This is a genomic window from Curtobacterium sp. RIT-PI-V (genome assembly GCF_025642935.1).
Taxonomy (GTDB): Bacteria; Actinomycetota; Actinomycetes; order Actinomycetales; family Microbacteriaceae; genus Curtobacterium.
In genome coordinates this window covers 155,822-181,535 of record NZ_JANZKM010000003.1, presented here as the reverse complement: position 1 = coordinate 181,535, position 25,714 = coordinate 155,822, and the positions used below count along the sequence as shown (strand labels likewise).

General features: G+C 71.9%; 23 protein-coding genes. 5 read left to right on the top strand and 18 right to left on the bottom strand.

Annotation, left to right across the window (positions count from 1 at the left end; all coding sequences use genetic code 11):
• Nucleotides 1-1,100: glycosyltransferase (locus tag OGL88_RS04255; protein ID WP_263089950.1), on the top strand; the 1,100-nt coding region annotated here is incomplete at its 5' end.
• A 71-nt stretch (nt 1,101-1,171) separates the two neighbouring features.
• On the opposite strand, the gene OGL88_RS04250 is transcribed toward OGL88_RS04255, so the two are convergent.
• From OGL88_RS04250 to OGL88_RS04240, 3 genes are all read right to left on the bottom strand, one after another.
• On the bottom strand, nt 1,172-2,479 hold the full coding sequence (locus tag OGL88_RS04250; RefSeq protein ID WP_263089949.1) for a UDP-glucose dehydrogenase family protein: 1,308 nt from the start codon (nt 2,477-2,479) through the stop codon (nt 1,172-1,174).
• A gap of 66 nt (nt 2,480-2,545) precedes the next feature.
• Nucleotides 2,546-3,094: a PH domain-containing protein gene (locus OGL88_RS04245; RefSeq protein WP_123292200.1), complete on the bottom strand. Its 549-nt coding sequence runs from the start codon at nt 3,092-3,094 to the stop codon at nt 2,546-2,548.
• 4 nt (nt 3,095-3,098) lie between these two features.
• Nucleotides 3,099-3,899: a biotin--[acetyl-CoA-carboxylase] ligase gene (locus tag OGL88_RS04240; protein WP_263089945.1), complete on the bottom strand. Its 801-nt coding sequence runs from the start codon at nt 3,897-3,899 to the stop codon at nt 3,099-3,101.
• Nucleotides 3,900-3,973: 74 nt separating this feature from the next.
• On the opposite strand from OGL88_RS04240, the gene OGL88_RS04235 reads away from it, so the two are divergent.
• A complete protein-coding gene (locus OGL88_RS04235; protein ID WP_263089943.1) occupies nt 3,974-5,569 on the top strand; it encodes an acyl-CoA carboxylase subunit beta in 1,596 nt (531 codons plus the stop codon).
• A 13-nt stretch (nt 5,570-5,582) separates the two neighbouring features.
• Nucleotides 5,583-5,837, top strand: coding sequence for an acyl-CoA carboxylase subunit epsilon (locus OGL88_RS04230; protein WP_263089942.1), 255 nt, complete (start codon nt 5,583-5,585; stop codon nt 5,835-5,837).
• Nucleotides 5,838-6,511: 674 nt separating this feature from the next.
• Here the strand turns inward: OGL88_RS04230 and OGL88_RS04225 are convergent.
• The 4 genes from OGL88_RS04225 to OGL88_RS04210 form a co-directional block, all read right to left on the bottom strand.
• On the bottom strand, nt 6,512-7,561 hold the full coding sequence (locus tag OGL88_RS04225; RefSeq protein WP_263089941.1) for a hypothetical protein: 1,050 nt from the start codon (nt 7,559-7,561) through the stop codon (nt 6,512-6,514).
• The gene (locus tag OGL88_RS04220) at nt 7,558-9,033 is read right to left on the bottom strand and encodes a sensor histidine kinase (protein WP_263089938.1); all 1,476 of its coding nucleotides are present in this window, start codon (nt 9,031-9,033) and stop codon (nt 7,558-7,560) included. Before OGL88_RS04220 ends, OGL88_RS04225 begins: the two co-directional genes overlap by 4 nt.
• 5 nt (nt 9,034-9,038) lie before the next feature.
• On the bottom strand, nt 9,039-9,755 hold the full coding sequence (locus OGL88_RS04215; RefSeq protein WP_111086608.1) for a response regulator transcription factor: 717 nt from the start codon (nt 9,753-9,755) through the stop codon (nt 9,039-9,041).
• 131 nt (nt 9,756-9,886) lie between these two features.
• Nucleotides 9,887-11,146 carry a class I SAM-dependent RNA methyltransferase gene (locus OGL88_RS04210; RefSeq protein WP_263089936.1) on the bottom strand — a complete coding sequence of 420 codons (1,260 nt, stop codon included), beginning with the start codon at nt 11,144-11,146 and terminating at the stop codon, nt 9,887-9,889.
• Between the two features lie 14 nt (nt 11,147-11,160).
• Between OGL88_RS04210 and OGL88_RS04205 the strand changes: the two genes are divergently transcribed.
• Nucleotides 11,161-11,940 carry a Maf family protein gene (locus OGL88_RS04205; RefSeq protein WP_263089934.1) on the top strand — a complete coding sequence of 260 codons (780 nt, stop codon included), beginning with the start codon at nt 11,161-11,163 and terminating at the stop codon, nt 11,938-11,940.
• A gap of 79 nt (nt 11,941-12,019) precedes the next feature.
• On the top strand, nt 12,020-13,804 hold the full coding sequence (locus OGL88_RS04200; RefSeq protein WP_263089932.1) for an ATP-binding protein: 1,785 nt from the start codon (nt 12,020-12,022) through the stop codon (nt 13,802-13,804).
• A gap of 104 nt (nt 13,805-13,908) precedes the next feature.
• On the opposite strand, the gene OGL88_RS04195 is transcribed toward OGL88_RS04200, so the two are convergent.
• From OGL88_RS04195 to OGL88_RS04145, 11 genes are all read right to left on the bottom strand, one after another.
• On the bottom strand, nt 13,909-14,862 hold the full coding sequence (locus OGL88_RS04195; RefSeq protein ID WP_263089930.1) for a hypothetical protein: 954 nt from the start codon (nt 14,860-14,862) through the stop codon (nt 13,909-13,911).
• Nucleotides 14,863-15,064: 202 nt separating this feature from the next.
• A complete protein-coding gene (locus tag OGL88_RS04190) occupies nt 15,065-16,741 on the bottom strand; it encodes a phospho-sugar mutase (protein ID WP_263089928.1) in 1,677 nt (558 codons plus the stop codon).
• Nucleotides 16,738-17,580: a purine-nucleoside phosphorylase gene (locus OGL88_RS04185; RefSeq protein WP_111086614.1), complete on the bottom strand. Its 843-nt coding sequence runs from the start codon at nt 17,578-17,580 to the stop codon at nt 16,738-16,740. The genes OGL88_RS04190 and OGL88_RS04185 overlap by 4 nt, the downstream gene beginning before the upstream one ends.
• 101 nt (nt 17,581-17,681) lie before the next feature.
• Nucleotides 17,682-17,960, bottom strand: a complete 279-nt coding sequence (locus OGL88_RS04180) for a PTS sugar transporter subunit IIB (RefSeq protein WP_123292189.1) — start codon at nt 17,958-17,960, stop codon at nt 17,682-17,684.
• Nucleotides 17,957-18,403, bottom strand: a complete 447-nt coding sequence (locus tag OGL88_RS04175; protein ID WP_263089923.1) for a PTS sugar transporter subunit IIA — start codon at nt 18,401-18,403, stop codon at nt 17,957-17,959. The genes OGL88_RS04180 and OGL88_RS04175 overlap by 4 nt, the downstream gene beginning before the upstream one ends.
• A gap of 3 nt (nt 18,404-18,406) precedes the next feature.
• Nucleotides 18,407-19,519 (bottom strand): adenosine deaminase, encoded by a 1,113-nt coding sequence (locus OGL88_RS04170; RefSeq protein WP_131922382.1) that lies wholly within the window; start codon nt 19,517-19,519, stop codon nt 18,407-18,409.
• A 132-nt stretch (nt 19,520-19,651) separates the two neighbouring features.
• Nucleotides 19,652-20,950: a thymidine phosphorylase gene (locus tag OGL88_RS04165; protein ID WP_263089919.1), complete on the bottom strand. Its 1,299-nt coding sequence runs from the start codon at nt 20,948-20,950 to the stop codon at nt 19,652-19,654.
• A gap of 5 nt (nt 20,951-20,955) precedes the next feature.
• The gene (locus tag OGL88_RS04160; protein WP_263089958.1) at nt 20,956-21,354 is read right to left on the bottom strand and encodes a cytidine deaminase; all 399 of its coding nucleotides are present in this window, start codon (nt 21,352-21,354) and stop codon (nt 20,956-20,958) included.
• A gap of 166 nt (nt 21,355-21,520) precedes the next feature.
• A complete protein-coding gene (locus OGL88_RS04155) occupies nt 21,521-22,810 on the bottom strand; it encodes an ABC transporter permease (protein ID WP_205462719.1) in 1,290 nt (429 codons plus the stop codon).
• The gene (locus OGL88_RS04150; RefSeq protein ID WP_205462720.1) at nt 22,807-24,159 is read right to left on the bottom strand and encodes an ABC transporter permease; all 1,353 of its coding nucleotides are present in this window, start codon (nt 24,157-24,159) and stop codon (nt 22,807-22,809) included. Before OGL88_RS04150 ends, OGL88_RS04155 begins: the two co-directional genes overlap by 4 nt.
• Nucleotides 24,156-25,676: an ABC transporter ATP-binding protein gene (locus tag OGL88_RS04145; protein WP_263089915.1), complete on the bottom strand. Its 1,521-nt coding sequence runs from the start codon at nt 25,674-25,676 to the stop codon at nt 24,156-24,158. Before OGL88_RS04145 ends, OGL88_RS04150 begins: the two co-directional genes overlap by 4 nt.
• Nucleotides 25,677-25,714: the final 38 nt, after the last annotated feature.

Below are 25,714 nucleotides of genomic sequence, written 5' to 3'. Positions count from 1 at the left end.
TCGTGCTCGACCTCGCCCACCAGGAGGCCCTCGAGTTCGACACGATGGTGCTCACCCCGCGGGTCCCGGGCGGCGCGACCACCGAGCGCATCGGCGACGTCGGCGTCCGGCGATTCCCGTACTTCCCGAAGGCGTTCGAGGACCTGGCCGACGGCGCGATCCTCGACAACCTCAAGGAACGCCGCTCGCGCATCGTGCAGGTGCCGGCCCTGGTGCTCGCGCAGTGGTTCGCGATCCGCCGCGTGGTCCGCTCCGCGAAGCCCGACGTCATCCACGCGCACTGGGCCATCCCGCAGGCACTCGTCGCGACGTTGGCGGCCCCGGGCGTCCCCGTCGTCGTCACCACCCACGGCGGGGACGTCTACGCGCTCCGTGCCGCTCCCCTGGTCCGCCTGAAGCGCTGGGTCTTCGGCCGTTCGGCCCACGTCACCACCGTGAACTCCGAGATGCGCGAGCGCCTGACGGAGTGGGGCGTGCCCGAGGCGCGCTCCACCGTCATCCCGATGGGCGTCGACCTCGGTCCGGCCCGCGCCACCCGCGCCCGAGTCCCCGCGCAGGAGCACCACGTGGTGGCGGTCGGCCGGCTCGTCGAGAAGAAGGGCTTCGGCAACCTGATCGAGGCGCTCCGGCGACTCGGCGACGAGGTGCCGTGGCGACTCACCGTGGTCGGCGACGGCCCCTACCGGGCGCAGCTCGAGCAGCAGGCTGCCGGACTGCCGGTGACGTTCCTGGGCCAGCGCGGACGCACCGAGGTGCTCGAGACCCTGGCCGCGGCCACCGTCGTGGCGGTGCCGTCGATCCCCGCGGCGAACGGCGACCAGGAGGGGCTGCCGGTCACCCTGCTCGAGGCCGCTGCCGTCGGCGCCGCGATCGTCGCGAGCGACCTGCCCGGCATCCGGGACGTCGTGCACGACGACGTGTCCGGCGTCCTCGTCGCCCCCGGGGACGTCGACGCGCTCCGCGACGCCCTGCGCCGCGTGCTCACCGACGACGCCGCGCGGGCGAGGTACCAGGAGCAGGCCGTCGTGTCGGCTGCGGACTTCTCCACCGAGCGCATCGGCGAGCGTTACCGGGCGGTGCTGCGCGCAGCCATCGGCTGACGACGCGGCAGACGCACAGGAGGCCCGGTGCCGGCCCCACGGACCGGCACCGGGCCTCCTGTCGGTCGCGGCTAGCGCCCCATGCCGCGGTACGTGAAGCCGGCGGCGGTCCAGGCGTCGCGGTCGAGGCAGTTGCGGCCGTCGATGACGACCGGGCTCGACACCAGGGACGCCACCGTGGTCGCGTCGAGCTCGCGGAACTCGGTCCACTCGGTGAGCACGAGGACCAGGTCCGCGCCGGACAGCGCGTCGGCCGCGGTCTCGACGAAGTCGAGCTCCGGGTGCACACGACGCGCCGTGACGACGGCCTCGGGGTCGTAGGCCGACACCGTGGCGCCGAGCTCGTGCAGGCGTGCGGCGATGTCGAGGGCGGGCGAGTCACGGACGTCGTCCGAGTTCGGCTTGAAGGCCAGGCCGAGCACCGCGACGCGCTTGCCGGTCACGACACCGCCGAGCAGCTCCTGGGCCAACTCGACGACGTGCGCACGACGACGCAGGTTCGTGGCGTCGACGTCGGCCAGGAACGCCAGGGACTCCCCGACGCCGAGCTCGTTCGCCCGGGCCTGGAACGCCCGGATGTCCTTGGGCAGGCAGCCGCCACCGAACCCGAGGCCGGCGTTCAGGAACTTGCGGCCGATGCGGGCGTCGTGCCCGATCGCGTCGGCGAGCGCGGTGACGTCGGCGCCGGCGACCTCGGCGATCTCGGCCATCGAGTTGATGAACGAGATCTTCGTGGCGAGGAACGCGTTCGCGCTGATCTTGACGAGCTCGGCGGTGGGCAGGTTCACGACGAGCCGGGGGGTGCCGGACGCGAGCGCCTCGGCGTAGACCTCGTCGAGGGTGTCGACGGCGGCCTGCCCGGCGTCACCGTCCGGCACACCGTAGACGAAGCGGTCGGGGCTGATGGTGTCCTGCACGGCGAAGCCCTCGCGCAGGAACTCGGGGTTCCAGACGAGCGTCGCCCCGGGCACGGACTCGGACACCTCGGCGGCGAGGCGCGCGGCGGTGCCGACCGGGACGGTCGACTTGCCGACGACGAACTCGCCGGCGGACAGGTACGGGGTGAGCGCGGCGACCGCGGCGTCCACGTAGGTCATGTCCGCGGCGCCGGTCGGGCTCTGCGGGGTGCCGACGGCGAGGAAGTGCACGCGGGCGCCGGCGACCTCGGCCATGTCGGTGGTGAAGCGGATCCGGCCGGAGGCGAGCGCCTCGGTCAGGATCTCGGGGAGACCCGGCTCGAAGAAGGGGGCCTCACCCGCGGCGAGCCGCTCGATCTTGGTCGGGTCGACGTCGACGGCGACGACCTCGTGCCCGAGCTTGGCCATGGAGGCGGCGTGCACGGCACCGAGGTACCCGCAGCCGATGACAGAGATACGCACGACGAAGAAGGTACCGGTTTCTCGTGGGAGTTCCAGCACCGTGGTGCCCCGGGTGTCGTGGCGACGTCAGGCGCGGACGTCGCCCCAGGGCGGTCGGTCCGGGCCGCCGACGATCTCGTCCCAGTCCGGCTCGCGGTGGCGCCGCCGGGCCTCGTACGCCTCGACCAGATCGTGCAGGACGGCAACCACGAGGTCGGCGTGCGGCACGTCCGCGAGCACCACGGCGGGGTCGTCGCCGGGGAACACCAGGACGTCACCGGAGCGGAACACGCCCTGGAGTCCGCGCCGGCGCACCGTCACGTCGTACCCGCGGGAGTGCAGGAGCTCCTGCCGGGTGCGTGTGCCGAGCCCGTGCACGACGACGAGCCGCCGGGTCGTGACGACGTACCGCTCGGACATCCACCGGAACAACGGCACGGCACCGCCGAACACCACGAGCACCACGACGAGTCCGGCGACGACGGCGTTCAGCCACGCCAGCTGCGCCTGGAACACGCCGAACCCGAACCCGCCGGCGACCACGACCAGCACGACGAACACCGCCGGGCGCACGAGCCGACGAGCGTGCGGTCGCAGGCGAGCGACGACGCGTTCGGGCGGCGGCTCGGCGGTCATGCCGTCATGCATACCGCAGGTGGGTGACGTCGCCCACGGCGACGCCCCTGGAGGCGCCCGCTCGATCCCGGATCGTGATGCGGCCCTCGTCGTCGATGCCGGTGGCGTCGGCCTCTTCCACGGTGCCGTCGGGCAGCTCGAGGCGGATGCGGCGACCGATCGTGCCGCACCCGGCACGGACGTGCGACCGGACCGACTCGGCGGCGGGACCACCCGTGACCAACGCGGCCACGGCCTCCAGGACGGTTGCCCGGAAGGCGGACAGGACCGCGTCGGCCAACGCGGGGGCGTCGTCGACCGCGCCGGCCACGAGCAGCGACGTCGACGTCGGGGTCGGCAGGCGGTCGGCGGGGATCGTGAGGTTCACGCCGGCGCCGACCACGATGCTGCCGTCGGAGGCGACCTGGCAGAGGATGCCGCACACCTTCTCGCCTGCGACCTGGACGTCGTTCGGCCACTTGACGGCGACGTCGGCTCCGGCGGGCAGCACCCGAGCGATCGCGTCGCGCATGGCGGCCCCGGCGATGAGGGGCAGCCAGCCGCGGTCGTGGTCGGCGAGGTCGGCGCGCACGAGCAGGCTCGCGGCCAGCGCCTCGCCGGCCGGTGCGCTCCACGTGCGGTCGAGGCGCCCCCGGCCCGCGGTCTGGTGGAGCGTCGCGACCACGCTGCCGTGCTGCTGCTCGGGTGCCACGGCGAGCAGGTCGGCGTTGGTGGAGCCGGTCTCGTCGGGGACGGTGAGGGTCGCGCCCGTCGACCGGACCGCTTCGCTGGTGGCGGGGAACGACGACGACGGGGATGTGGACATGCACGCAAATGTACGGGCAGGAACCGTGGGGGTCCTCCAACCGGCCCCGACCTCGCCGCCGGTAGGGTGAGCGGGTGACTTCAGGAGACACCCCCGATCTCTCGACGACGGCAGGCCGGCTGGCCGACCTCCGCGAGCGGTACCACGAGGCCGTGACCGCCGCGGGCGAGTCCGCGATCGCCAAGCAGCACGCCAAGGGCAAGGGCACCGCGCGCGAACGCATCGAGCAGCTGCTCGACGAGAACTCCTTCGTGGAGTTCGACGAGTTCGTCCGGCACCGCACCACCTCGTTCGGCATGGACGCCAAGCGCCCCTACGGCGACGCGGTCGTCACCGGCGTCGGCACGATCCACGGCCGCAACGTCGCCGTGTACGCGCAGGACTTCACCGTCTTCGGCGGCTCGCTCGGCGAGGTCGCCGGCGAGAAGATCATCAAGGTGATGCAGCACGCGCTGAAGACGGGCGTGCCGATCATCGGCATCCTCGACTCCGGCGGGGCCCGGATCCAGGAAGGCGTGGTCGCGCTCGGCAAGTACGGCGAGATCTTCCGCCTCAACACCCAGGCGTCCGGCGTCATCCCGCAGCTGTCCATCGTGATGGGCCCGGCCGCCGGCGGCGCGGTGTACTCCCCCGCGCTCACCGACTTCGTGATCATGGTCGACAAGACCAGCCACATGTTCGTCACCGGCCCCGACGTCATCAAGACCGTCACCGGCGAGGACGTCGGCTTCGAGGAGCTCGGCGGCGCGCAGACCCACAACGCGGTCTCCGGCGTGGCCCACTACCTGGCCGAGGACGAGTCCGACGCGCTCGACTACGCGCGCTCGCTCATCGGGTTCCTGCCGGACAACAACCTGTCCGACGCCCCCGCCTACGACGTCGCCCCCGAGCTCGAGACCACCGACGCCGACCACGAGCTCGACGTCGTGATCCCGGACTCGACGAACCAGCCGTACGACGTCACCACGATCATCGAGCACGTCGTCGACGACGGCGAGTTCCTCGAGGTCCAGCCGCTGTTCGCGCCGAACATCCTGATCGGCTTCGGCCGGGTCGAGGGCCGCACCGTCGGCATCATCGCGAACCAGCCGCAGGCCATGGCCGGCACGCTGAACATCGACGCCGGCGAGAAGGCAGCCCGCTTCGTGCGGTTCTGCGACGCGTTCGGCATCCCGATCCTGACCCTGGTCGACGTGCCCGGCTACCTGCCCGGTACCGACCAGGAGTGGACCGGGGTCATCCGGCGCGGCGCGAAGCTGCTGTACGCCTACGCCGAGGCCACCGTCCCGCTCGTCACCGTCATCACGCGCAAGGCCTACGGCGGCGCCTACATCGTGATGGGCTCGAAGCAGCTCGGCGCCGACATCAACCTGGCCTGGCCGACCGCCGAGATCGCCGTCATGGGCGGTCAGGGCGCCGTCAACATCCTGTACCGCGCCGAGATCAAGCGCGCCGAGGAGTCCGGCGAGGACGTCGCAGCGGTCCGGACGAAGCTCGCGAACGAGTACACCTACAACGTCGCGTCGCCGTACCTGGCGGCCGAGCGCGGTGAGCTCGACGGCATCATCCAGCCGCACGCCACCCGCGTCTCGGTCATCAAGGCCCTGCGTGCCCTGCGTGGCAAGCGTGCGACGCTGCCGCCCAAGAAGCACGGGAACATCCCCCTCTGATGGGTGCGTACTGATGGGTCGTCACGCAGCTCCGGTGCCCTCGGACGAGCCCGCCTCGGTGGCCGACGTCCGGGTGGTCTCCGGCGAGCCCACCCCCGAGGAGCTCGCAGCGGTCGTGGCCGTGCTGCAGCGCCAGGCCGACGAGGCCGCAGCAGCCGGTCGTGCAGCGGTCGTCGACGAGCCGCGCACCGGGTGGCAGGCGTCGGCCCGCGGTCTGCGTCGTCCGCTCGACCACGGCCCCGGTGCCTGGGGCCGATCGCTCCGCTGACCTCCGCTGACCTCCCTGTACCCCTGGTGTCCCCGACCCGGTGGACGTTGCAGGCTGCACTTCCCGGTCGGTATCCCCTCGCACGGGGGACACGAATCGTCCAAGAGGACCGGAAATGCCGAATTTGTCCCCCATAATGACGACTGACACGAGGGTTGTGGGTTGGCATAGTTACTGGTGTTCGGTGTCCTTCAACGAAGAACATCGCAGGTCGGTGGCCGACTAGGGTACGACGCCACCGCCCGCTGCGAGGCAGGGCGACATTCGGGTTGTCGCTCAGCCTCGGGTCGTGAACGGGCCGGTCGGATACGACCGGCCCGTTCCCCGTTTCCGGGGGCGTTCGCGCGCACCCCATCCGCGACACTCCACGCGTCGAACGACTCGTGCGTTGTCGGAATGATCGCGTCAGCCGTCGGCGCCAGCCCGGCGCGACCACGTGTCAGCCGGGGGCCCGTGGCGGCGCCGCCACGCGCCTCCCGGCCGCTGCGTCCCGCGTCCACCGCCGCGCGCTCCACTTTCGCGACATTCCACGCGTCGATCGCCTCGTGGTCCGTCGGACGACACGCATGCACCGCATGCGTGCGCATGTTCCGACGTTCCACGCGTCGATCACCTCGTGGTCCGTCGGACGACACGCACGCACCGGGCGCCAGCTCGAGCGGGCGCTGCGCGCCTCAGGCGGGCTCGTGCCGCGGGATCTCGAGCCAGAGGGCCACGGAGTCGTCCTCGTCGCCGTCGTCGTCCTCCATGCTCGCGCCGAGGGCTGCGGACTCGCTCGCGGCCGTGTCGAGCTTGAGCCCGACGACCGTGACCGCGGAGTCGGACCCCTCGCTGACGGTGCGGACGATGACGTTGTCGGCCTCGCGGGCCTGGCGGAGCGCCTCGGCGATGCGGGCGTGGATGCGGCGGACGTCGTCGACCTCGAGCTCGTCGAGACCGCCGTCGTCGTGCAGCTGCACCGTCGCTCCGCGGCGGCGCAGGCGCATGACCTCGTCGCGGACGTCCTCGGACAGCAGGGAGCGGCCGCGGATCTCGTCGCGGATGGCCTGCTCGAGGTGCAGGCACTCGGCCCGGTCCACGTCGTCGAGGTCACCGCACGAGTCGATGATCCGCTGCAGCATCGGCAGCGCCATCCGCGTGGTCTGGCTCAGGCGGAACTGCCGCTCGAAGACGTGGGCGTCCTGCGCCGCCTGCCAGTCGGCGGTCTCCTGCTCCGCACGGACGAGCTCGCGGGTGTTCCGGATGGCACGGTTCATGGCGATGGCGAACACCGTGGCGATCGCGACCCAGGCCACGCTGCCGAGCACCCCGAGTGTGCCGAGCGCGTCGAGACCGGCCCAGGCGACCGTGTACACCGCGAGGAACAGGACCCCGGCCCAGGCGAACGGGCCGCGTCCCCGCACGACGAGCACGACCATCAGCGTACCGACGGCCGCGATCCACCACGTGGCGGACCCCGGACCGTTCGCCAGGTCGACGACCGGCGCCGCGACGAGCGGCATCACGATCGCGGTGGCGAGCGAGAAGCACGCCGTCCAGACCGGCAGGACCTTGCCGGGCACGAACAGCGCGAGGCCGGTGGCCGCGGCGTAGAGGACCATGCAGGCGATGACGGGGCCGACGTCGTGCACGCGCTGCAGCGACGCGACGGCGAGGACCAGGTGGTACAGGGAGAACAGCGACGCCAGGCCGAGCGCGATGCTCGCGGGCAGGGAGACCCTCATGCTCCGGCTCCCGTCGTCGGGAGCGTGGACGGCGTGGTCGGCGACCAGCGCAGCTCGATGCGCGTGCCCTCGCCCGGGGCGCTGTGCACCTCGGCACGGCCGTCGACGGCGGCGACGCGCTCGATGATCGACCGCCGCACACCGAGTCGCTCTGCCGGGATCGTCGCGACGTCGAAGCCGCGACCGTCGTCACCGACCTCGACGTGTACCCCGTCCTCGTGCTGCTCGACGCGGACCCACCGGGCGACGTCGGGCCCACCGGCGTGCTGGACGCTGTTGACGGCGGCCTGCAGCGCCGCTGATGCGAGGGCGTCGGCGACCGACGCCGGCATCCGGACCGACCCGGCCGGCGCCGCGACGAGCCGAACGGGCGCCGCGAGGGCACCGATCGCCTCGCCGATGCGGGTGCGGAGGTCGGCGAGCGCGACTGGGGTGTCGTCGTCCGGACCGTCGGCCGCTGCGGCCTCGAGGTGGTCGATGGCGTTCCGTGCCATGCGGGCGGCGAGGGTCTTCGCCTCGAGCGTGTCGGCCCGCGCGGCGGAGAGCAGCGTCGTCAGCACACTGTCGTGCACGATCGCGTCGACCTGCACGCGCTCCACCTCGACCGCGTGCTCGCGGATGGCGAGCGAGTACCGGCGGACCGCGGTCGACTGCGCCGTGTCGACCGACGACGCTGCCCGGCGGAGGACCACGGCGATGACGAGCACCGCACCGCTGAGCAGCGCCGTGTACACGCCGTCGAGCAGCGCACGGACGAGCCCGGCGTCGCCACCGACCGGGGTGAGCCGGAGGACGACGTAGATCGCCGGTACGAGTGCGGTGTAGATCGTGGCCCGCCAGGTGGCGAAGCCCATGGCGGCCGCCGTCGAGCCGACGGTGCAGAACCACCACGGCCACGGCTGCTGCGTGGACGGGATCGAGTCCTGCACCGTGAGCGGCCACGTCGTCAACGCGACCAGGAAGAGCAGGGCGCACAGGATCTGCGCGAGCTGCGCCACCCGCGGCACGAACGCCGAGACCCCGACCAGGACGAACGACGCCCCGAGCGCGATCGCGACGACCGGGCCCCAGAACGGATCGAGGTACGGCAGCTGGGCGAGGACCGCCGGGGTGTCGACGATGCCGAGGCCGACCGCGGTCATCGCCAGCAGGATCGCGAAGGCACGCTCCACCGACGCTTGCGTGATCGACGCTCGGACGCTGCGTGACGGGTCGGCACCGAACGGCGCGCCGTCACCGAAGCCGACCGGTTCGTCACCCGGAGCACGACCAGAGCCTGCTGAGACGCGCCCGGCCTGGCCCGCCGCCGGACGATCGCCGACCGACGCCGCACCACCGCCGACCGCCGCCGCACCAGCGCCGCCCGCCGCCGCACCGGCGCCGCCCGACCCGCGGCCGAAGCGCCGACCGGTCCCCCGACCGACCCCCGGGCCGCTCCCCCGGCGCGACGCCGGCTCAGCCGCGCTCGCCATCGTGTTCAGCGACCGTCGCCGTCGGGGTCGATGCCCGAGTCGAGCCCGGGGAGGATGCCGTCCTCGACCGCCCGTCGCAGCAGGTCGACCTTCGTCGGGGCCGGGCGACCGACCTCGACGTACTTCACGCGGATGCGGTCGAGGTACTCACGAGCCGTGGAGTACCCGATGCCGAGTTGCTGCGCCGCCAGCTTGAGCGGCAGACCCGAGGCGTACAGGTGCAGGATCTCGCGCTCGCGTCGGCCGAGCTGGGCCTTCGCGAAGTCCCGGTCGGCGTCGATGGCGCTCGCCCACTCGAGGTTGTTCAGCACGTCCCCGCGGGCGACGGTGGCGACCGCGGCCATCACCGTCTTCGTGGCGGACGACTTCGGGATGACACCGGCGGCCCCTGCTGCGAGTGCTTCGCGGACGTTGGCGACGCGGTCCGCGATGGAGTGCACGAGGACGGCGGAACCGGTCCCCTGCACACCCTTGACGTTCTCGGTCACGGTCGAGCCGTCACCGAGGGACAGGTCGAGGACGACGACGTCGACCTCGCGCCCGTCGAGGTTCTGGACGTACTCGGGCACGCTCGCGGCGGTGAGCACCACCTCGAAGCCCTCGTTCTGGCACGCCGCCTGGATCCCGAGTCGCACGGACTCGTGGTCGTCCACGATCGCGACCCGGACCGGCCTGGTGGCCGTGCCCGACGTCTCGGCTGCGGTTGTCGTTCCTGCTCCCACTGTGGCCTCTCGTTCCGATGCGCGTCCCCGGCCCCTGAAACCGGATCGCCATCAGCGCCCAGGATACCCAGGCTGGACTCAGGTCCGGGGAAACCGGACGCGCCACGCGGACGAAACCGCCCGGTTGCCCGTCAGCGCGCGGGTGTCAGGCGCGCCACGGCCTCCATGTGGTGCGTGTGCGGGAACAGGTCGAACGCCCGCAGCGCCTCGAGCTTGTACCCCAGGTCGGCGAACGTCGCGACGTCGCGGGCGAGCGCGACGGGGTCGCAGGCGACGTAGACGACCTGCGACGGGTGCAGGGCCGCGATCTGCTCGACCACCTGACGACCGGCGCCGGCGCGCGGCGGGTCGAGGACGATCGTGCCGGCGCTGAACCGGTCCTTCTCGGCGCGCGAGGCGTTCGCCACGGTGTTCGCGAGCCAGCGGTCGACCCGTCCGGTCTCGGCGCGCGCACCGAGCCACTCGGAGAGGTTCTCCTGCGCGTGCTCGGTCGCGCGCGCGGCGCTCTCGACGCTCGTGAGGCGCGCCTTCGGGCCGACGAGGTCGCCGAGCGCGGCGGCGAGCAGGCCGACACCGCCGTACAGGTCCAGGTGGGTGCCCTCGGGGTCGAGTCGCTCGCGGTCGACCAGGTCCTGCACGGCCTCGGTGAGCACCGACGCCGCGGCACGGTGCACCTGCCAGAACCCGTTGTCGTCCACCTCGAAGGTGCGCTCCCCCACGACCTCGGTCACCACGGTGGGCTTCTGCTCGTCGATGACCAGGCGCGCGCCCTCGGAGCCACTGGGTGCCAGCACGTCGATGACCGACGACCCGGGCATCACGCCACGGCCCAGCGGCGCACTCTGCTGCACGGCGTCGTTCGCGAGCGGCAGGCTGGTGACGGGGATGACCGAGTGCGAGCGTGCGGCGAACGGACCGGCGGTACCGTGCTCGTCGACGTGCAGCCGGACTCGGGTGCGCCAGCCGAGGCCGTTCGCGGCGTCGTCGCCGGGTGCGGCCTCGACGACCACGTCCGAGCCGAGCACCGACGTCAGGTCCGTGTGCGCGAACCGCGAGAACGAGTCGACGAGCACGTCGTGCTTCAGCGTGCGCTGGTGGGCGAGGGCGATGTGGCCGAACTCGGCACCGCCCGGGCGCGTCTCGGGGTCGCGGTCGAGTGCGGCCTCGGCCCAGACGTGGTCGACGCGGTGCTCGCTCGGGGTGACGACGCTGACGGTGTCGGCACGCCAGAACGACTTCTTCCGGTCCTCGGTCACCCGGGCGACGACGCGCTCCCCAGGGATCGCGTCGGAGACGAAGACCACCCGGCCTTCGTGCCGTGCCACCGAGATGCCGCCGTGGGCGATCCCGGTGACGTCGAGTTCGAGCAGCGTTCCGACGGATTCACCCATGGTTCGATGGTCCCATGCGTCTGTACCTCGCGAGTACATCCCCCGCCCGCCGAGCGCTCCTCGCCCAGTCCGGGATCGAGCCCGTGCTCGTGTCACCGGGGGTCGACGAGGACGCCGCGGCGTCCGCGGCCGCCACCGCGCTCGGCCGCGACCTGACCGGCCCGGAGCTCGTGTCGCTGCTCGCCGTCGCGAAGGCGTCGGCCGTCGCGGACGCCGACGTCGCCGGGTCGCCGGTCGACGGCTTCGTGTTCGGAGGCGACTCCGCCTTCGAGGTCGACGGGCGCCTGTACGGCAAGCCGCACGACCCGTCGGTGGCCCGGGAACGCTGGCGGCAGATGCTCGCCGCCGGCGGCGGGACGCTGTGGAGTGGGCACTGCGTCATCGACCGGCGCCGCGACCTGGACCCGGCCACGGGACGGACGGGAGGCCCGGATGCGGCCCGCCCCGTGCCTCCCGTCCGCAGCCTGGTGACGTCTCCTGCCGTCGTGCCGGAGCTGGGTGACGTCGCTCCAGGCGGGTCGGCCCTGGCCGCCGGTGGCGACCGCATGGTCGCCGTGGACAGCGCCGTGCTGACGTTCGCCGACGACCTGTCCGCCGAGGAGATCGACGCGTACGTGGCGACTGGCGAGCCGCTCGAGGTCGCGGGGGCGTTCACCATCGACGGGCGGGCGGGGGCGTACATCTCGCGCATCGACGGGGCTCCTTCGGCGGTGGTCGGACTCTCGTTGCCGGTACTGCGGTCGATGCTGCTCCGCGGCTTCGGCGTCCCCTGGCACGAGTTCTGGTCACTGTAGACATCCGCACTTGTTCGGCACGGTTCTTTGTGGGTGCCAGTCAAAACGCGCTCCCCGTGCACGAATACGCTGATGTCTCATGCCCCGTATCAGCAAGGTCCTCATCGCGAACCGCGGCGAGATCGCCGTCCGCATCATCCGCGCGGCCCGCGACGCAGGCAAGGCATCGGTCGCCGTCTACGCCGACCAGGACCGTGACGCCCTGCACGCCCGCCTCGCCGACGAGGCCTACGCGCTGAACGGCACCACGAGCGCCGACACCTACCTCGTCATCGACAAGATCATCTCGGTCGCCCGACGCTCCGGCGCGGACGCCGTGCACCCGGGCTACGGGTTCCTGGCTGAGAACGCCGACTTCGCCCGTGCCGTCATCGACGCCGGACTGACCTGGATCGGCCCGTCGCCCGACTCGATCGAGCGCCTCGGTGACAAGGTCTCCGCGCGACACGTCGCCGAGAAGGTCGGCGCGCCGCTCGCCCCCGGCACCATCGAGCCCGTCAAGGACGCCTCCGAGGTCATCGCGTTCGCCGACGAGGTCGGCCTGCCGGTCGCCATCAAGGCGGCCTTCGGCGGCGGTGGCCGTGGTCTGAAGGTCGCACGGACGCGCGACGAGGTCGCCTCGCAGTTCGAGTCGGCGACGCGTGAAGCCATCGCCGCGTTCGGCCGGGGCGAGTGCTTCGTCGAGAAGTACCTCGACAAGCCGCGCCACGTCGAGACCCAGTGCCTCGCCGACCAGCACGGCAACGTCGTCGTCGTGTCGACGCGTGACTGCTCGCTGCAGCGCCGGCACCAGAAGCTCGTCGAGGAAGCGCCCGCGCCGTACCTGACGGACGCGCAGCAGGAGCGACTGTACGAGTCGTCGAAGGCGATCCTGCGCGAGGTCGGCTACGTCGGCGCCGGCACCTGCGAGTTCCTCATCGGGGCCGACGGCACCGTGTCGTTCCTCGAGGTCAACACCCGTCTGCAGGTCGAGCACTGCGTGTCCGAAGAGGTCACCGGCATCGACCTGGTGCGCGAGCAGTTCCGCATCGCCGAGGGCGGCGTGCTCGACTACTCCGACCCTGTGGCGCGCGGTCACTCGTTCGAGTTCCGCATCAACGGCGAGGACCCGGGGCGCAACTTCTTCCCCGCGCCCGGCCCCGTGCACGCCTTCAACGCGCCGTCCGGCCCCGGTGTCCGCGTCGACTCGGGCGTCGTGAGCGGCGACGTCGTGTCCGGTTCGTTCGACTCGATGCTCGCGAAGCTCATCGTCACCGGCGCCACCCGTGCCGAGGCGCTGGAGCGCTCGCGTCGTGCACTGGCCGAGTTCGAGGTCACCGGTCTGCCGACCGTGCTCCCCTTCCACCGTGCGGTCGTGTCGGACCCGGCGTTCGCGACGGACGACTCCTCGCCGTTCTCCGTGTACACGCAGTGGATCGAGACCGACTTCGTCAACGAGATTCCGGCGTGGAGCGGCTCCCCCGAAGAGCTCCCGGTACCGGCTCCGCGCGACTCCGTCGTCGTCGAGGTACAGGGCAAGCGCATCGAGGTCACCATGCCGTCGATCGTCGGTGGCGGTGCCGCTGCCGGTGTCGCCGGTCGTCGTCCGGCCGGTCCCTCCGCTCCCCCGAAGCGCCGCTCGTCGGCGGTCAAGGGCGGCATCGCGAAGTCCGGCGGGTCCGTCGCCTCGCCGATGCAGGCGACCGTCGTGAAGCTCGCGGTCGCCGAGGGTGACACCGTGGTGAAGGGCGATCTGCTCGTCGTGCTCGAGGCCATGAAGATGGAGCAGCCCGTGCAGGCCCACAAGGACGGCGTCGTCACCGGGCTGAACGCCCCGGTCGGCCAGACGGTCTCGTCCGGTCACGTGCTGCTCGAGCTGGCGTAGGCCGCGCGGCGGGGTTTCTCCTTCCCCGGTCCGTCGCGGGCCGTCAGCTCGGGTTGCGCCCCGCTGTGGTCATCGCGCCCCGACTCTTCGGGGCGCGATGACCTTCAGAGGGCGCGGTTCGCAGCATGACGCCAGGCAGTACTCCAGTTCGGACCGAGCGGCACCCCGGCATCGTGCAGGATCCGCGGGAGCTGCCCCGCGGGCATCGCGTCCGACCACATCACCCGTGCGAATCCGTTGACCCCCCGACGACGGCGGAGACGGTCTTCCCGACGCTTCTCGTCGACCAGGGCGTCTGCCGCGGTGTGCCCTCGCCGCGGGTCGTCGTACTTCACCCGGCCGTCGAACTCGACGATCACCCCGGCTTCCGCGAACCACAGGTCCACCCGGTCGCGGAGCAGGCCGTCGTGCCGGAACTCCTGCTGCAGGACCGGGTCCGGAGCGCCGAGCACGTGCGCACCCCACCGTGTGATGCTCTCCCCCGGCGACTCGGCGAGCGGATCCGCGCACTCGACCAGTTCCCGCGCGCGTCGATGCCCGCGAGCACGGCGACTCCCGAGCGCTTCGAGGATCGTCGCCCGCTCGACGCCGCGCCGCAGCACCGCGTCGAGCACGACGATGGCACGCCACGGGTGTTCGCGAAGGGCGACGTCGACCGCGGTCTCGGTCAACGTCGTGACGGGCACACCGTCGACCTCGACGGAAGACGGTCGCCGGCCGGCGCTGCCGATGCGCTGGACGCTCCGCTTGACCTGGCCCCGGTCCCGGGACGGGTCGGTCACCGTGACACGCTCGCCGAACGCCCCGATCCACGGCAGTCCGAGCATGGCCACCGCTGACCGGTGCGACACCACGACGGAGCCCCTCCCGCCGGCGAGCACACTCCGCACGAGCATGCGATGTCGTTCACGTCCTGTCATCGACGCCCACTCGTCCGACCCGACGTACGTGCCACGGTGCACCCGGACGAGGGCGCCGGCATCCGCTGCGCGACGGATCGCCGACGCACGACCGGGGTCCTGCGCGAGGCCGATGGTCGAGATGGGTTCGTGTTCCATGGTCCGATGATCGCGACGCACGGTCCATCGCGAGCGGGGTCCGCGCGATCTGTGGACAGGCCACGGGGCTTCGCACCCCGTTGCGTGCATCGCGCCCTGAAGAGTCGGGGCGCGATGCACGCAGCGGGGCGCAACACGAACGAGCCGGGCGCGAACGAGCCGGGCGCGAACGAGCCGAGCGCGAACGGGCCGAGCGGCGCCGCTACGAGACCAAGGGGCGCACGGCGGCGGCCAGGGTGTCGACGAGGCGCTGGGCCTCGGCGGGGGTCTCGGCGACGGTGTCGATGTAGACCTTGACCTTGGGCTCGGTGCCGCTCGGTCGGACGATCACCCGCGCGTCACCGGTCAGGTCGTAGCGCAGGATGTCCGACGGCGGGAAGCCCTCCACCCCCTCGACGTAGTCCGTCACGGTGCGGACGTCCAGCCCGCCGAGCGACGACGGCGGAGCGGACCGGAGCGACGCCATGATCTGCCCGATACGGGACAGGTCGTCGACGCGGGTCGCGACCTGCCCCGACGCGAACGCCCCGAACTCGGCGGCGAAGGCGTCGAGCTGCCCGGCGATCGACGATCCGGCTGCGGCGAGGTCCGACGCCAACGACAGCAGCGACAGTGCCGCCGAGATGCCGTCCTTGTCGCGGACGACCGACGGGTCCACCAGGTAGCCGAGTGCCTCTTCGTACCCGAAGAGCAGCCCGGGGACCCGCGAGACCCACTTGAAGCCGGTCAGGGTGTCGCGGTACTCCAGACCGTGGCGGGCGGCGACACGGGCCAGCGCCGGCGACGAGACGATCGACGCCGCGAGGGTACCCGTGGCGCCGGTCTCCGACGCTCGGACGGCAGCCTGCCACCCGAGCAGCCACCCGACCTCGTTGCCGGACAGGCGACGGTAGGTCGGGTCCCCGGAGTCGGAGACCGCCGGGATCGCGAGCGCCAGCCGGTCGGCGTCGGGGTCGTTCGCGATGACGAGGTCTGCGCCGACCGCGAGCCCGCGGGCGATCGCCAGGTCCATCGCGCCGGGTTCCTCGGGGTTCGGGAACGACACGGTCGGGAACGCTCCGTCCGGCTCGATCTGCTCCGGCACGACCGCGGGCGACGCGAACCCGGCTGCGGCGAACACCGCGCGTGCGGTCTCCCACCCGACACCGTGCATCGCCGTGTACACGACCGTGGGCTGCTCCTGCGGCGCCAGGGTCGGCGTCGCCACGGTGGCGGCCGTCGCGGCCACGTAGGCGTCGAGCAGCGCGGACGACGCGACGGTGTAGTCGGTGCCCCGAGGAAGGTCCGTGATCGACCCCGCCGCGATGGCGTCGATGGCGTCCGCGATGCGACCGTCGACCGGCGGCACGATCTGCGACCCGTCGTCGTCCTGGCCGAGGTACACCTTGTACCCGTTGTCGCGGGGCGGGTTGTGGCTCGCGGTGACCATCACCCCGGCGCCGACGTCGAGGTGCCGCACGGCGAACGCGAGCACCGGCGTGGGCAGGGCGACCGGCAGCAGCGTGACCTCGAGCCCGAGGCCGCGCATGACCTCGGCGGAGTCGCGCGCGAAGACGTCGGAGTTCACCCGGCCGTCGTACCCGATGACGACGCTGCGCGACCGGCCCGTGTCGATCAGGAAGCGTGCGAGACCGGCAGCGGCCTGCGACACGACGACCCGGTTCATCCGGAGCGGCCCGTAGCCGAGCTCGGCGCGGAGGCCGGCGGTGCCGAACTGCAGCCGGCCACCGAACCGTGCGGCGAGTGCCCGGACGGCCGGACCGGAGCCGTCGGACGCGGCGTCGATCGCGGCGGTCAGCTCGTCGCGGGTCTGTGCGTCCGGGTCCTGCGCGAGCCAGGACCGAGCCGTGCCGAGCACGTGGTCCAGATCGATCTTCACGACGCCGGCTGCCCGAGGGCGGTCACCACGCGGGCGAGCAGGTCCGCGATCACGGGCTCGGCCTGCTTGCCGGCCTCGAGCACCTCGGTGTGCGACAGCGGCGTCTTCTGGATGCCGGCGGCGAGGTTCGTGATGAGGGAGAACCCGAGGACCTCCATGCCGGCCTGTCGCGCGGCGATGGCCTCGAGCGCGGTGGACATGCCGACGATGTGTCCGCCGATGGCCTTGGCCATCTGGACCTCAGCCGGGGTCTCGTAGTGCGGGCCGCGGAACTGCGTGTAGACGCCTTCGTCGAGGGACGGGTCGACCGAGCGCGCCACGTCTCGCAGCCGGGCCGAGTACAGGTCGGTGAGGTCGATGAACGTCGCGCCCTCGAGCGGGCTGTCGGCGGTCAGGTTGATGTGGTCGCTGATGAGCACGGGCGTACCGGGCGTCCAGTGCTCCTTGATGCCACCGGCACCGTTCGTCAGCACCATCACCGTGGCCCCCGTGGCCGCGGCGGTGCGGACGCTGTGCACGACCCGACGGACACCGTGGCCCTCGTAGTAGTGCGTGCGTGCGCCGATGACGAGCGCGTGGCGGCCGTCGGCGAGGCGGATCGACCGGATGGTGCCGGAGTGTCCGGGCACGGCCGAGGCACTGAACCCGGGCACCTGGTCCGCCGGGATCTCGGACACGGTCTCCCCGATGATGTCGGCGGCCTTGCCCCAGCCCGAGCCGAGGGTCAGGGCGATGTCGTGCCGCTCGATGCCGGACTTCGCGGCGATGACGGCGGCGGCGTCGCGCGCGACCTCGAACGGGTCGGCAGCGGGGTCGTTCAGCGGGTTCTCGGTGCTCATACCCCAACTCTAAAGGGCAGACACCCGCCGCAGCGGCCGCCGCCGCACCCGCCGCAGCGGCCGCCGCCGCACCCGCCGCAGCGGCCGCCACCGCACCCGCCTCAGTGCTCGCCGAGCGCCCGGTCCACCGCCGCCGTGATCTCGCCCTGGTCGAAGTGGTTCCGGATCACGATGACCTCGGCGTAGGTGTCGCCGATCGCCTCGACGAACTCCTGGCTGGTGAGGATCACGTTGGCGTCGTCGGACACGTCGCGCACCGAGGCGACGTCGGCCGCGACGACCGATGCCTGCAGGCCGAGGGCGGACAAGGCCTTCTCGGCGTTCACCTTGAGGATCCCGCTCGAACCGATGCCCGCACCGCAGATGGTCACGATCTTCACGCGGACACCCCCATGATCGTGCGGACCTCGTCCGCCGTCGTCGCGTCGGCGATCCGCCCCGTGACGGCCTGGTCGTTGAACAGGTTCGCGATCTCGCCGATGGACTCGAGGTGCGTGCCGACCCCGGCGACCGCGAGTCCCAGGACCACGCGGACCGGGTCGTTGTGCGGGTGGCCGAACGCGACCGGCGCGTCGAGGGTCACGACGGCGAGCCCGTCGCCGAGGACCGCGCCACCCGGTCGGGCGTGGGCGAACGCCAGGCCCGGGGAGATCACGATGTACGGCCCGTGTTCCTCGACCATGCCGATCATGGCGTCCGTGTACTCGTCGGTCGTGGCTCCGGACGCGACGAGCGCGCCGCCGGCCAGGCGCATCGCGTCACGCCAGGTGGGCGCGGTGGCCCCGAGGAGCACGGCGGCGTCCGGCAGCGGCGGCAGTCCCATGCGTCAGGCCTCCGAGTACCCGGAGGTGATGGTCGCGATGATCTCCTCGCGGTCCTCGAGCGGCAGGAACGAGCCGAGCGCCGCGTTGATCTGGAACGCCGCCAGGTCGTCGAGGTCGTAGCCGAACGTGCCGGCGAGCAGTGCGAGCTCCTTCGACAGCGACGTCCCGCTCATCAGGCGGTTGTCGGTGTTCACCGTCACCCGGAAGCCCAGCTGGTAGAGCACGTCGAAGGGGTGGTCGGCGAGGTCGTCGCCCCAGGCCGCGATCGCACCGGTCTGCAGGTTCGACGATGGCGAGACCTCGAGCGGGATCTCCCGGTCGCGGACCCACGACGCGACCTCGCCGAGGGAGGCGAGCGTCGAGCCGTCACCGGCGTCGGAGAGCGTGACGTCCTCGAAGATCCGGACGCCGTGCCCGAGCCGCAGCGCGCGGCCGTCGACGAGCGCGGACCGGATCGAGGCGAGCCCGTCGGCTTCGCCCGCGTGGACGGTGACGGGGAACAGCTCGGACGCCAGGTAGTCGAACGCGGCACGGTGGTTCGAGGCGGGGAACCCGGCTTCGGCACCGGCGATGTCGAAGCCGACGACCCCGTTGTCGCGGTGCCGGACGGCGAGCTCGGCGATCTCGAGCGAGCGGTCGGCGTGGCGCATCGCGGTGACGAGCTGGCCGACCCGGATGCTGCCGCCGGCGGCGTCGACCGCTTCCTCGATGCCGGCCTGCACGGCCTCGACCGTCTCGTCGAGCGTCAGCCCGCCCTGCAGGTGCTGTTCCGGCGCCCACCGGACCTCGCCGTACACGACGCCGTCGGCGACCAGGTCCTCGACGAACTCACGGGCGATGCGCGTCAGCTGCGGTGCCGTCTGCATGACCGAGGTGGTGACGTCGAACGTCTTCAGGTACTCGACGAGCGAGCCCGAGTTCGACTGGTCGGCGAACCACTGCCCGAGCTCGGACGGGTCGGTGGTCGGCAGCGTCACACCCGAAGCAGCAGCCAGCTCGACGATCGTCGCGGGTCGCAGGCCGCCGTCGAGGTGGTCGTGCAGCGAGACCTTCGGCAGGTCGTTGATGACCGCTCCGGCGTCGGGCAGGCGGTAGGTCGGGGCGTCGGCGCTCATGCGACCAGGCTATCGGTGGTCACCACCGACGCGCAGGCACCTGTGCACAACAGACGCCGGAACGCACTGGAGGCTCTCCACAGCCGGGCAGGCGGCTGCAGCCCGGCCGATGGCCGGCCCGACGGCCCACGTTCAGCCCGCGATGCGCTCCCGCACGATCGGCCCGCGGGCCGCCACGGCAGCGTCGGACGAGCCGATCGACCACGCACCCTCGAGCGACTGGAGCGCCCGCGGGATCCGCGAGGCGTCGTCGGTGTGCAGCGTCCAGAGCGGCTGCCCCTCGGTCACGGTGTCACCGGGCTTGACGTGCAGCTCGATGCCCGCCCCGGCCTGCACCGGGTCCTGCGCGCGGGCACGACCGGCACCGAGGCGCCAGGCCGAGACGCCGAACGGCAGGGCGTCCTGCTGCGCCAGCACACCGGACGACGGCGCCGTGACGACGTGCCGCTCGCGGGCGACCGGCAGCGCGGCGGAGGGATCCCCACCCTGCGCGGAGATCATCCGCCGCCAGGTGTCCATCGCGCGACCATCGGCCAGCGCCGCGGCGGGATCGGCGTCCGGCATCCCGGCGAGCGTCAGCATCTCCGAGGCCAGTGCCACGGTCAGCTCCACGACGTCGGCCGGCCCGCCGCCCTCCAGCACCTCGACCGATTCCCGCACCTCGAGCGCGTTGCCGATCGTCAGGCCGAGCGGGACCTCCATGTCGGTGAGCAGCGCCGAGGTCTTCACCCCGGCGTCGTTCCCGAGGTCGACCATCGTCTGCGCGAGCTCGCGCGACGCCTCGTAGGTCGGCATGAACGCACCGGAACCGAACTTCACGTCGAGCACGAGCGCACCGGTGCCCTCGGCGATCTTCTTCGACATGATGCTCGACGCGATGAGCGGGATGCACTCGACGGTGCCGGTGATGTCGCGCAGGGCGTACAGCTTCTTGTCGGCGGGTGCGAGGCCGGAGCCGGCGGCGCAGATGACCGCACCGACGTCGGACAGGATCTCCATCATCCGGTCGTTCGACAGCGCCGCCTGCCACCCGGGGATCGACTCGAGCTTGTCGAGCGTCCCGCCGGTGTGACCGAGGCCACGGCCGGACAGCTGCGGCACCGCGACGCCGAACGACGCCACCAGCGGTGCGAGCGGCAGCGTGATCTTGTCGCCGACCCCTCCGGTGGAGTGCTTGTCGACGGTCGTCTTGCCGAGCGACCCGAACGACATCCGCTCCCCCGACGCGATCATCGCGAGCGTGAGGTCCTTGACCTCGCGCCGCTCCATCCCGTTCAGGAAGATCGCCATCGCCATCGCGGCCATCTGCGGGTCCTCGACGTAGCCGCGCGTGTACGCGTCGACGAGCCAGTCGACCTCGGCGGTGCTCAGGGCGCTGCCGGATCGCTTCGTGCGGATGAGGTCGACGGTGTCGAACGGCTCGACGGCCATGGGGATCAGTGCTCCTGCTGGTAGGTGGCGAGGGTGCGTGGCCCGAACGCGTCGGGCAGGACCTCGTCGATGGTGCGGATGCCGGAGACCGTCTCGAGGAGCATGCCCTCGGTCGAGTGCTCGAACAGCAGCTGGCGGCAGCGGCCGCACGGCATGAGGGTCGCCCCGTCGCCGTCGACGCAGGTGAACGCGACGAGCTTGCCGCCGCCGGTCATGTGCAGCTGCGACACGAGCGAGCACTCCGCGCAGAGCGTCACCCCGTAGCTCGCGTTCTCGACGTTGCAGCCGGAGACGATCCGGCCGTCGTCGGTGAGCGCCGCGGCGCCCACCGGGAACGACGAGTACGGCGCGTAGGCGCACCGCATCGCGGCCGTGGCGGCGTCGCGGAGGGCGCCCCAGTCCACGTCGTCGACCGGGAGGCCCGTGGCTGCGTCCGCCCCGTCGGCGGCGGTGGCGCCGCCTCCCGCGCGCAGGGCCGTGGCCGGGTCCGTCCAGGCGATCGCGTCGGTGGACGCGGCCGTGCCGTCGTCCGCAGCGTGCGTGTCGGTCATGTGCCGTGCCTCCTGGCCGTCAGCTCTTGATGTAGGGCTTGCCGGACGCGGCGGGACCACGCGACTGCCCGACCAGGCCGGCCACCGCGAAGATCGTCACCACGTACGGCAGCATCAGCAGGAACTCGCTCGGCACGGGCGAGTCGATCGCCCCGAGCGTGTTCTGCAGGTTCGACGCGAAGCCGAACAGCAGCGCCGCCAGCGTGGCCTTGATCGGGTCCCAGCGACCGAAGATGACAGCGGCCAGGGCGATGTAGCCGGCGCCCGCGGTCATGTCCTTCGTGAACGGTCCGACCGCGTCGAGCGTGAAGTACGCGCCGCCGAGGCCGGCGATCGCGCCGGCGAGCGACACGTTCCAGAACCGGGTGCTCGTGACGTTGATGCCCACCGTGTCGGCCGCCTGCGGGTGCTCGCCGACCGCGCGGAGGCGCAGGCCCCAGCGGGTCTTGAACAGGCCGAAGGTGACGACCGCGACGGCCACGTACGCCAGGTAGACGATGACGCTCTGCTCGAAGAACACCGGACCGATGACCGGGATCTGGTGGAGCAGCGGGATCTCGAACTTCGGGAACCGGACGCCGACGTTCAGCGTGGTCTCGTTCGGGGACAGCACCTGCGAGTACAGGAAGCCGGTCAGCCCCGAGATCAGGGCGTTGATGACGACACCGACGATGACCTGGTCGACGAGGTACTTGATGCTGAACGCAGCAAGGATGAACGAGACGAGCACACCCGCGATGAGGGCGCCGACGAGGCCGACCCACGCGGAGCCGGTGAGCGACGCGATGAGCGCCGAGGTGAACGCCCCCGCGAGGAACTGGCCCTCGATGGCGATGTTCACCACCCCGACGCGCTCGGAGATGACGCCGCCGAGGGCACCGAACACGAGGGGGACGCTCAGCCCGAGTGCTCCGACCAGCAGGCCGGGCAGCGGGATGGTGGCGCCGGCCGCTGCCCACGTCAGGAACCCGATGACGAAGACGATCGCGAAGACCGACGTGACCCAGAGCGGGACGCGGCGGTACGCGCGGACCTCGACGACGGCGTAGACCGTGGCGATCGCCAGGAGCACGACCACGACGTAGCCGGTCGGTGCCGCCGACAGCGGGACGTTCGGCAGCGCGACGAGGTCGCCGGCGTTCGCGAGCCGGAAGGTGGTCGTGCCGGCACGGCTGAGCAGGACGAAGAACACGACCGCGAGCAGCGTGAACACGGCGTACCCGATCGGGAGCTTCCAGCTGCGGGTCGTCTCGACCGGACGGTCGGACAGGGGCGACGCGGGCGCCGCGGTGGGGCTGAGGGTGCTCACGCGGCGACCGCCTTCTTGCTGTTCTTGCTCGTCTTCGTGCGCTGGCGGGCTCCCGGCTGCGGGATCCGGAAGATCGCGCGGACGAGCGGCGGCGCCGCGATGAACAGGACGATGAGGGCCTGGATGACACCGACGATGTCGATCGGGATGCCGTTGGCGGCCTGCATGGCGTAGCCACCGTTCTTCAGCACGCCGAACAGGATCGCGGCCCAGAACACGCCCCACGGCTTCGAGCGGCCGAGCAGCGCGACGGTGATCGCGTCGAAGCCGATGCCGGCGTCGATGCCCGAGGTGAAGCCCGTCGTGACCGCACCCTGCACCTGGTAGGCGCCGGCGATGCCGACGAGGGCACCGGAGATGACCATCACCCAGATCGTCAGCGACGGCACGCTCATGCCGGCGACGCGGGCGGCACGGGGGTTCTCACCGATGGTGCGGAACCGGAAGCCGAGCGACGACTTGTTGACGAGCCACCAGACGACGACGACCGCGATGATCGCGACGATGAACCCGAGGTCCACGCCGTACCGCTCGCCGAAGAGCTGCGGCAGGAGCGCGCTGTCCTTCGTGGCCGGGGAGATCGGGTTGCTGCTGCCCGGAGCCTGGAGCAGACCCGGGGTCCGGAGCAGGTAGCTGACCAGGTAGAGCGCGACGTAGTTGAGCATGATCGTGACGACCACCTCGTTCGCACCCGTGCGCGCCTTGAGGACACCGACGATCCCGCCCCAGACCGCACCGCCGACGATGCCGGCGACGATCGTGAGCGGGATGTGGATCGCGGCAGGGCCGTCGAACGAGAACCCGACCCAGCCGGCGGCCGCGGCCCCCATCAGGATCTGGCCCTGGCCACCGATGTTGAACAGCCCGGCGCGGAAGGACAGCGCGATCCCGAGACCGGCGACGACGAGCGGCACCGCGTAGTCGATCGACCGGGTGAGCGGGGCGATCGCCTGCTGGAAGCTCGCGGCGCCGAAGTTGACCACCGAGCCCTGGAACAGCGAGGCGTAGGCGCCGCCGACCGCGGTGCCGATGGCCTGGAGCATGTCGGCGGGACGGGCGAAGAAGTAGCCTGCCGTGGCGCGGACGTTCTCGTCGGTCAGGGCGATGAGGATGCCGCACGCGACGAGGGCGAGCACGACCGCGAGGACCGTCACGAGCACGGAGCCGTTCAGGATGCTCTGCAGCGCGGCGTGCCAGCGGTCGGTGCCGGGGGCTCCGTTCCGTCGCTCGGTGTCCTCGGCGGAGTCCGTCATCAGGTGCGGGGTCTCCGGCGCCTCCTGCAGACGGTCGTCGGTGAGCGGGGCGTCGGCCCCTGGCTGCTGCGTGTGGTCTGGCGTGGGGGTGCTCACGCTGCCAACTCCGTTCCTTCTGGGATCTCGCCGGCCATCATGAGGCCGAGGACGTCTCGCGGGGTGCTCGCCGGCACGATCCCGACGATGCCGCCGCGGTACATGACGGCGATGCGGTCGGCCAGTGCCACGACCTCGTCGAGCTCGGTGGAGACGACGATGACGGGCACTCCGGTGTCGCGGGTGGCGACGATGCGCTTGTGCACGAACTCGATCGAGCCGACGTCGATGCCGCGTGTGGGCTGCGCGGCGACGAACAGCCGGAGCTCGCGGCTGAGCTCGCGGGCGAGGACGATCTTCTGCTGGTTGCCGCCGGACAGCCGACCGGCAGCGGTCGCACGACCCGGCGTGCGGATGTCGAACTCGGCGATCTTCTCGTCGGCGAAGGCGTCGCGCTCGGCGGACCGGATGGTGCCGGCGCGGACGAAGGCGTCGTGGTCGGACCGGTCGAGCATGAGGTTCTCCGCGATGGTGAACTCGCCGACCAGGCCGTCCTCCTTGCGGTCCTCGGGGACGAAGCCGACGCCGGCGTCGAGCACCTGCTTGACGCTGCGGCCGGTCAGCTCCTTGCCGTCGAGCGTGATGCGGCCGGCGTGCACGGGCTCGAGCCCGAGGATCGCCTCGGTGAGCTCGGTCTGGCCGTTGCCCTGCACGCCGGCGATCGCCAGGACCTCGCCGCGACGGACCGAGAACGACACGTCGTCGACGAGCACGATCCCGGACGGGTCGGTGACGGTGAGGCCCTCGACGACCAGGGCGTCCTCGCCACCGGTCGACGGCGCCTTCTCGACGACGAGCGACACGGCGCGACCGACCATCAGGGCCGCGAGCTCGTTGTTCGTCGCGGTGGGCGATGCCTCGCCGACGACCTTGCCGAGCCGGATCACCGTGATGCGGTCGGCGACCTCGCGGACCTCGCGGAGCTTGTGGGTGATGAAGACGATCGCGGTGCCGGCTTCACGGAGCTGGCGCATGATGCCCATCAGCTCGTCGGTCTCCTGCGGGGTGAGGACGGCCGTCGGCTCGTCGAACACCAGCACGGAGGCGTCGCGGGAGAGCGCCTTGATGATCTCGACGCGCTGCTGGACGCCGACGGGCAGGTCCTCGATCTTGGCGTCGGGGTCGACGTCGAACCCGAAGCGGTCGGAGATCTCCTTGACCCGCTTGCGGGCACCGGCCAGGTCGAGCCGGCCGCCGAAGGTGGTCTGCTCCTGCCCGAGCATGACGTTCTCGGCCACGGTGAAGACGGGCACGAGCATGAAGTGCTGGTGCACCATGCCGATGCCGGCGCGCATGGCGTCACCGGGGCCGTCGAAGTCCTGGACCACGTCGTCGAGCAGGATCTCGCCCTCGTCGGCGTCGTACAGGCCGTAGAGGACGTTCATCAGGGTGGACTTGCCGGCGCCGTTCTCACCCAGGAGGCAGTGGACCTCACCCGGCTCGACGGTGAGCGAGATGTGGTCGTTGGCGACCAGGGCGCCGAACCGCTTGGTGATGCCGCGGAGTTCGAGCTTCATGTTCGGGAGTCTATTTCTGTCTCGCGCGCGCCACGCGG

Excerpts from the sequence above, each read along its gene's own strand:
- OGL88_RS04245 (WP_123292200.1), bottom strand. The coding sequence starts at position 3,094 with ATGACCGCCGAGCCGCCGCCCGAACGCGTCGTCGCTCGCCTGCGACCG.
- OGL88_RS04240 (WP_263089945.1), bottom strand. The coding sequence starts at position 3,899 with ATGTCCACATCCCCGTCGTCGTCGTTCCCCGCCACCAGCGAAGCGGTC.
- OGL88_RS04230 (WP_263089942.1), top strand. The coding sequence starts at position 5,583 with ATGGGTCGTCACGCAGCTCCGGTGCCCTCGGACGAGCCCGCCTCGGTG.
- OGL88_RS04225 (WP_263089941.1), bottom strand. The coding sequence starts at position 7,561 with ATGAGGGTCTCCCTGCCCGCGAGCATCGCGCTCGGCCTGGCGTCGCTG.
- OGL88_RS04220 (WP_263089938.1), bottom strand. The coding sequence starts at position 9,033 with ATGGCGAGCGCGGCTGAGCCGGCGTCGCGCCGGGGGAGCGGCCCGGGG.
- OGL88_RS04210 (WP_263089936.1), bottom strand. The coding sequence starts at position 11,146 with ATGGGTGAATCCGTCGGAACGCTGCTCGAACTCGACGTCACCGGGATC.
- OGL88_RS04205 (WP_263089934.1), top strand. The coding sequence starts at position 11,161 with ATGCGTCTGTACCTCGCGAGTACATCCCCCGCCCGCCGAGCGCTCCTC.
- OGL88_RS04200 (WP_263089932.1), top strand. The coding sequence starts at position 12,020 with ATGCCCCGTATCAGCAAGGTCCTCATCGCGAACCGCGGCGAGATCGCC.
- OGL88_RS04195 (WP_263089930.1), bottom strand. The coding sequence starts at position 14,862 with ATGGAACACGAACCCATCTCGACCATCGGCCTCGCGCAGGACCCCGGT.
- OGL88_RS04185 (WP_111086614.1), bottom strand. The coding sequence starts at position 17,580 with ATGAGCACCGAGAACCCGCTGAACGACCCCGCTGCCGACCCGTTCGAG.
- OGL88_RS04175 (WP_263089923.1), bottom strand. The coding sequence starts at position 18,403 with ATGGGACTGCCGCCGCTGCCGGACGCCGCCGTGCTCCTCGGGGCCACC.
- OGL88_RS04170 (WP_131922382.1), bottom strand. The coding sequence starts at position 19,519 with ATGAGCGCCGACGCCCCGACCTACCGCCTGCCCGACGCCGGAGCGGTC.
- OGL88_RS04165 (WP_263089919.1), bottom strand. The coding sequence starts at position 20,950 with ATGGCCGTCGAGCCGTTCGACACCGTCGACCTCATCCGCACGAAGCGA.
- OGL88_RS04145 (WP_263089915.1), bottom strand. The coding sequence starts at position 25,676 with ATGAAGCTCGAACTCCGCGGCATCACCAAGCGGTTCGGCGCCCTGGTC.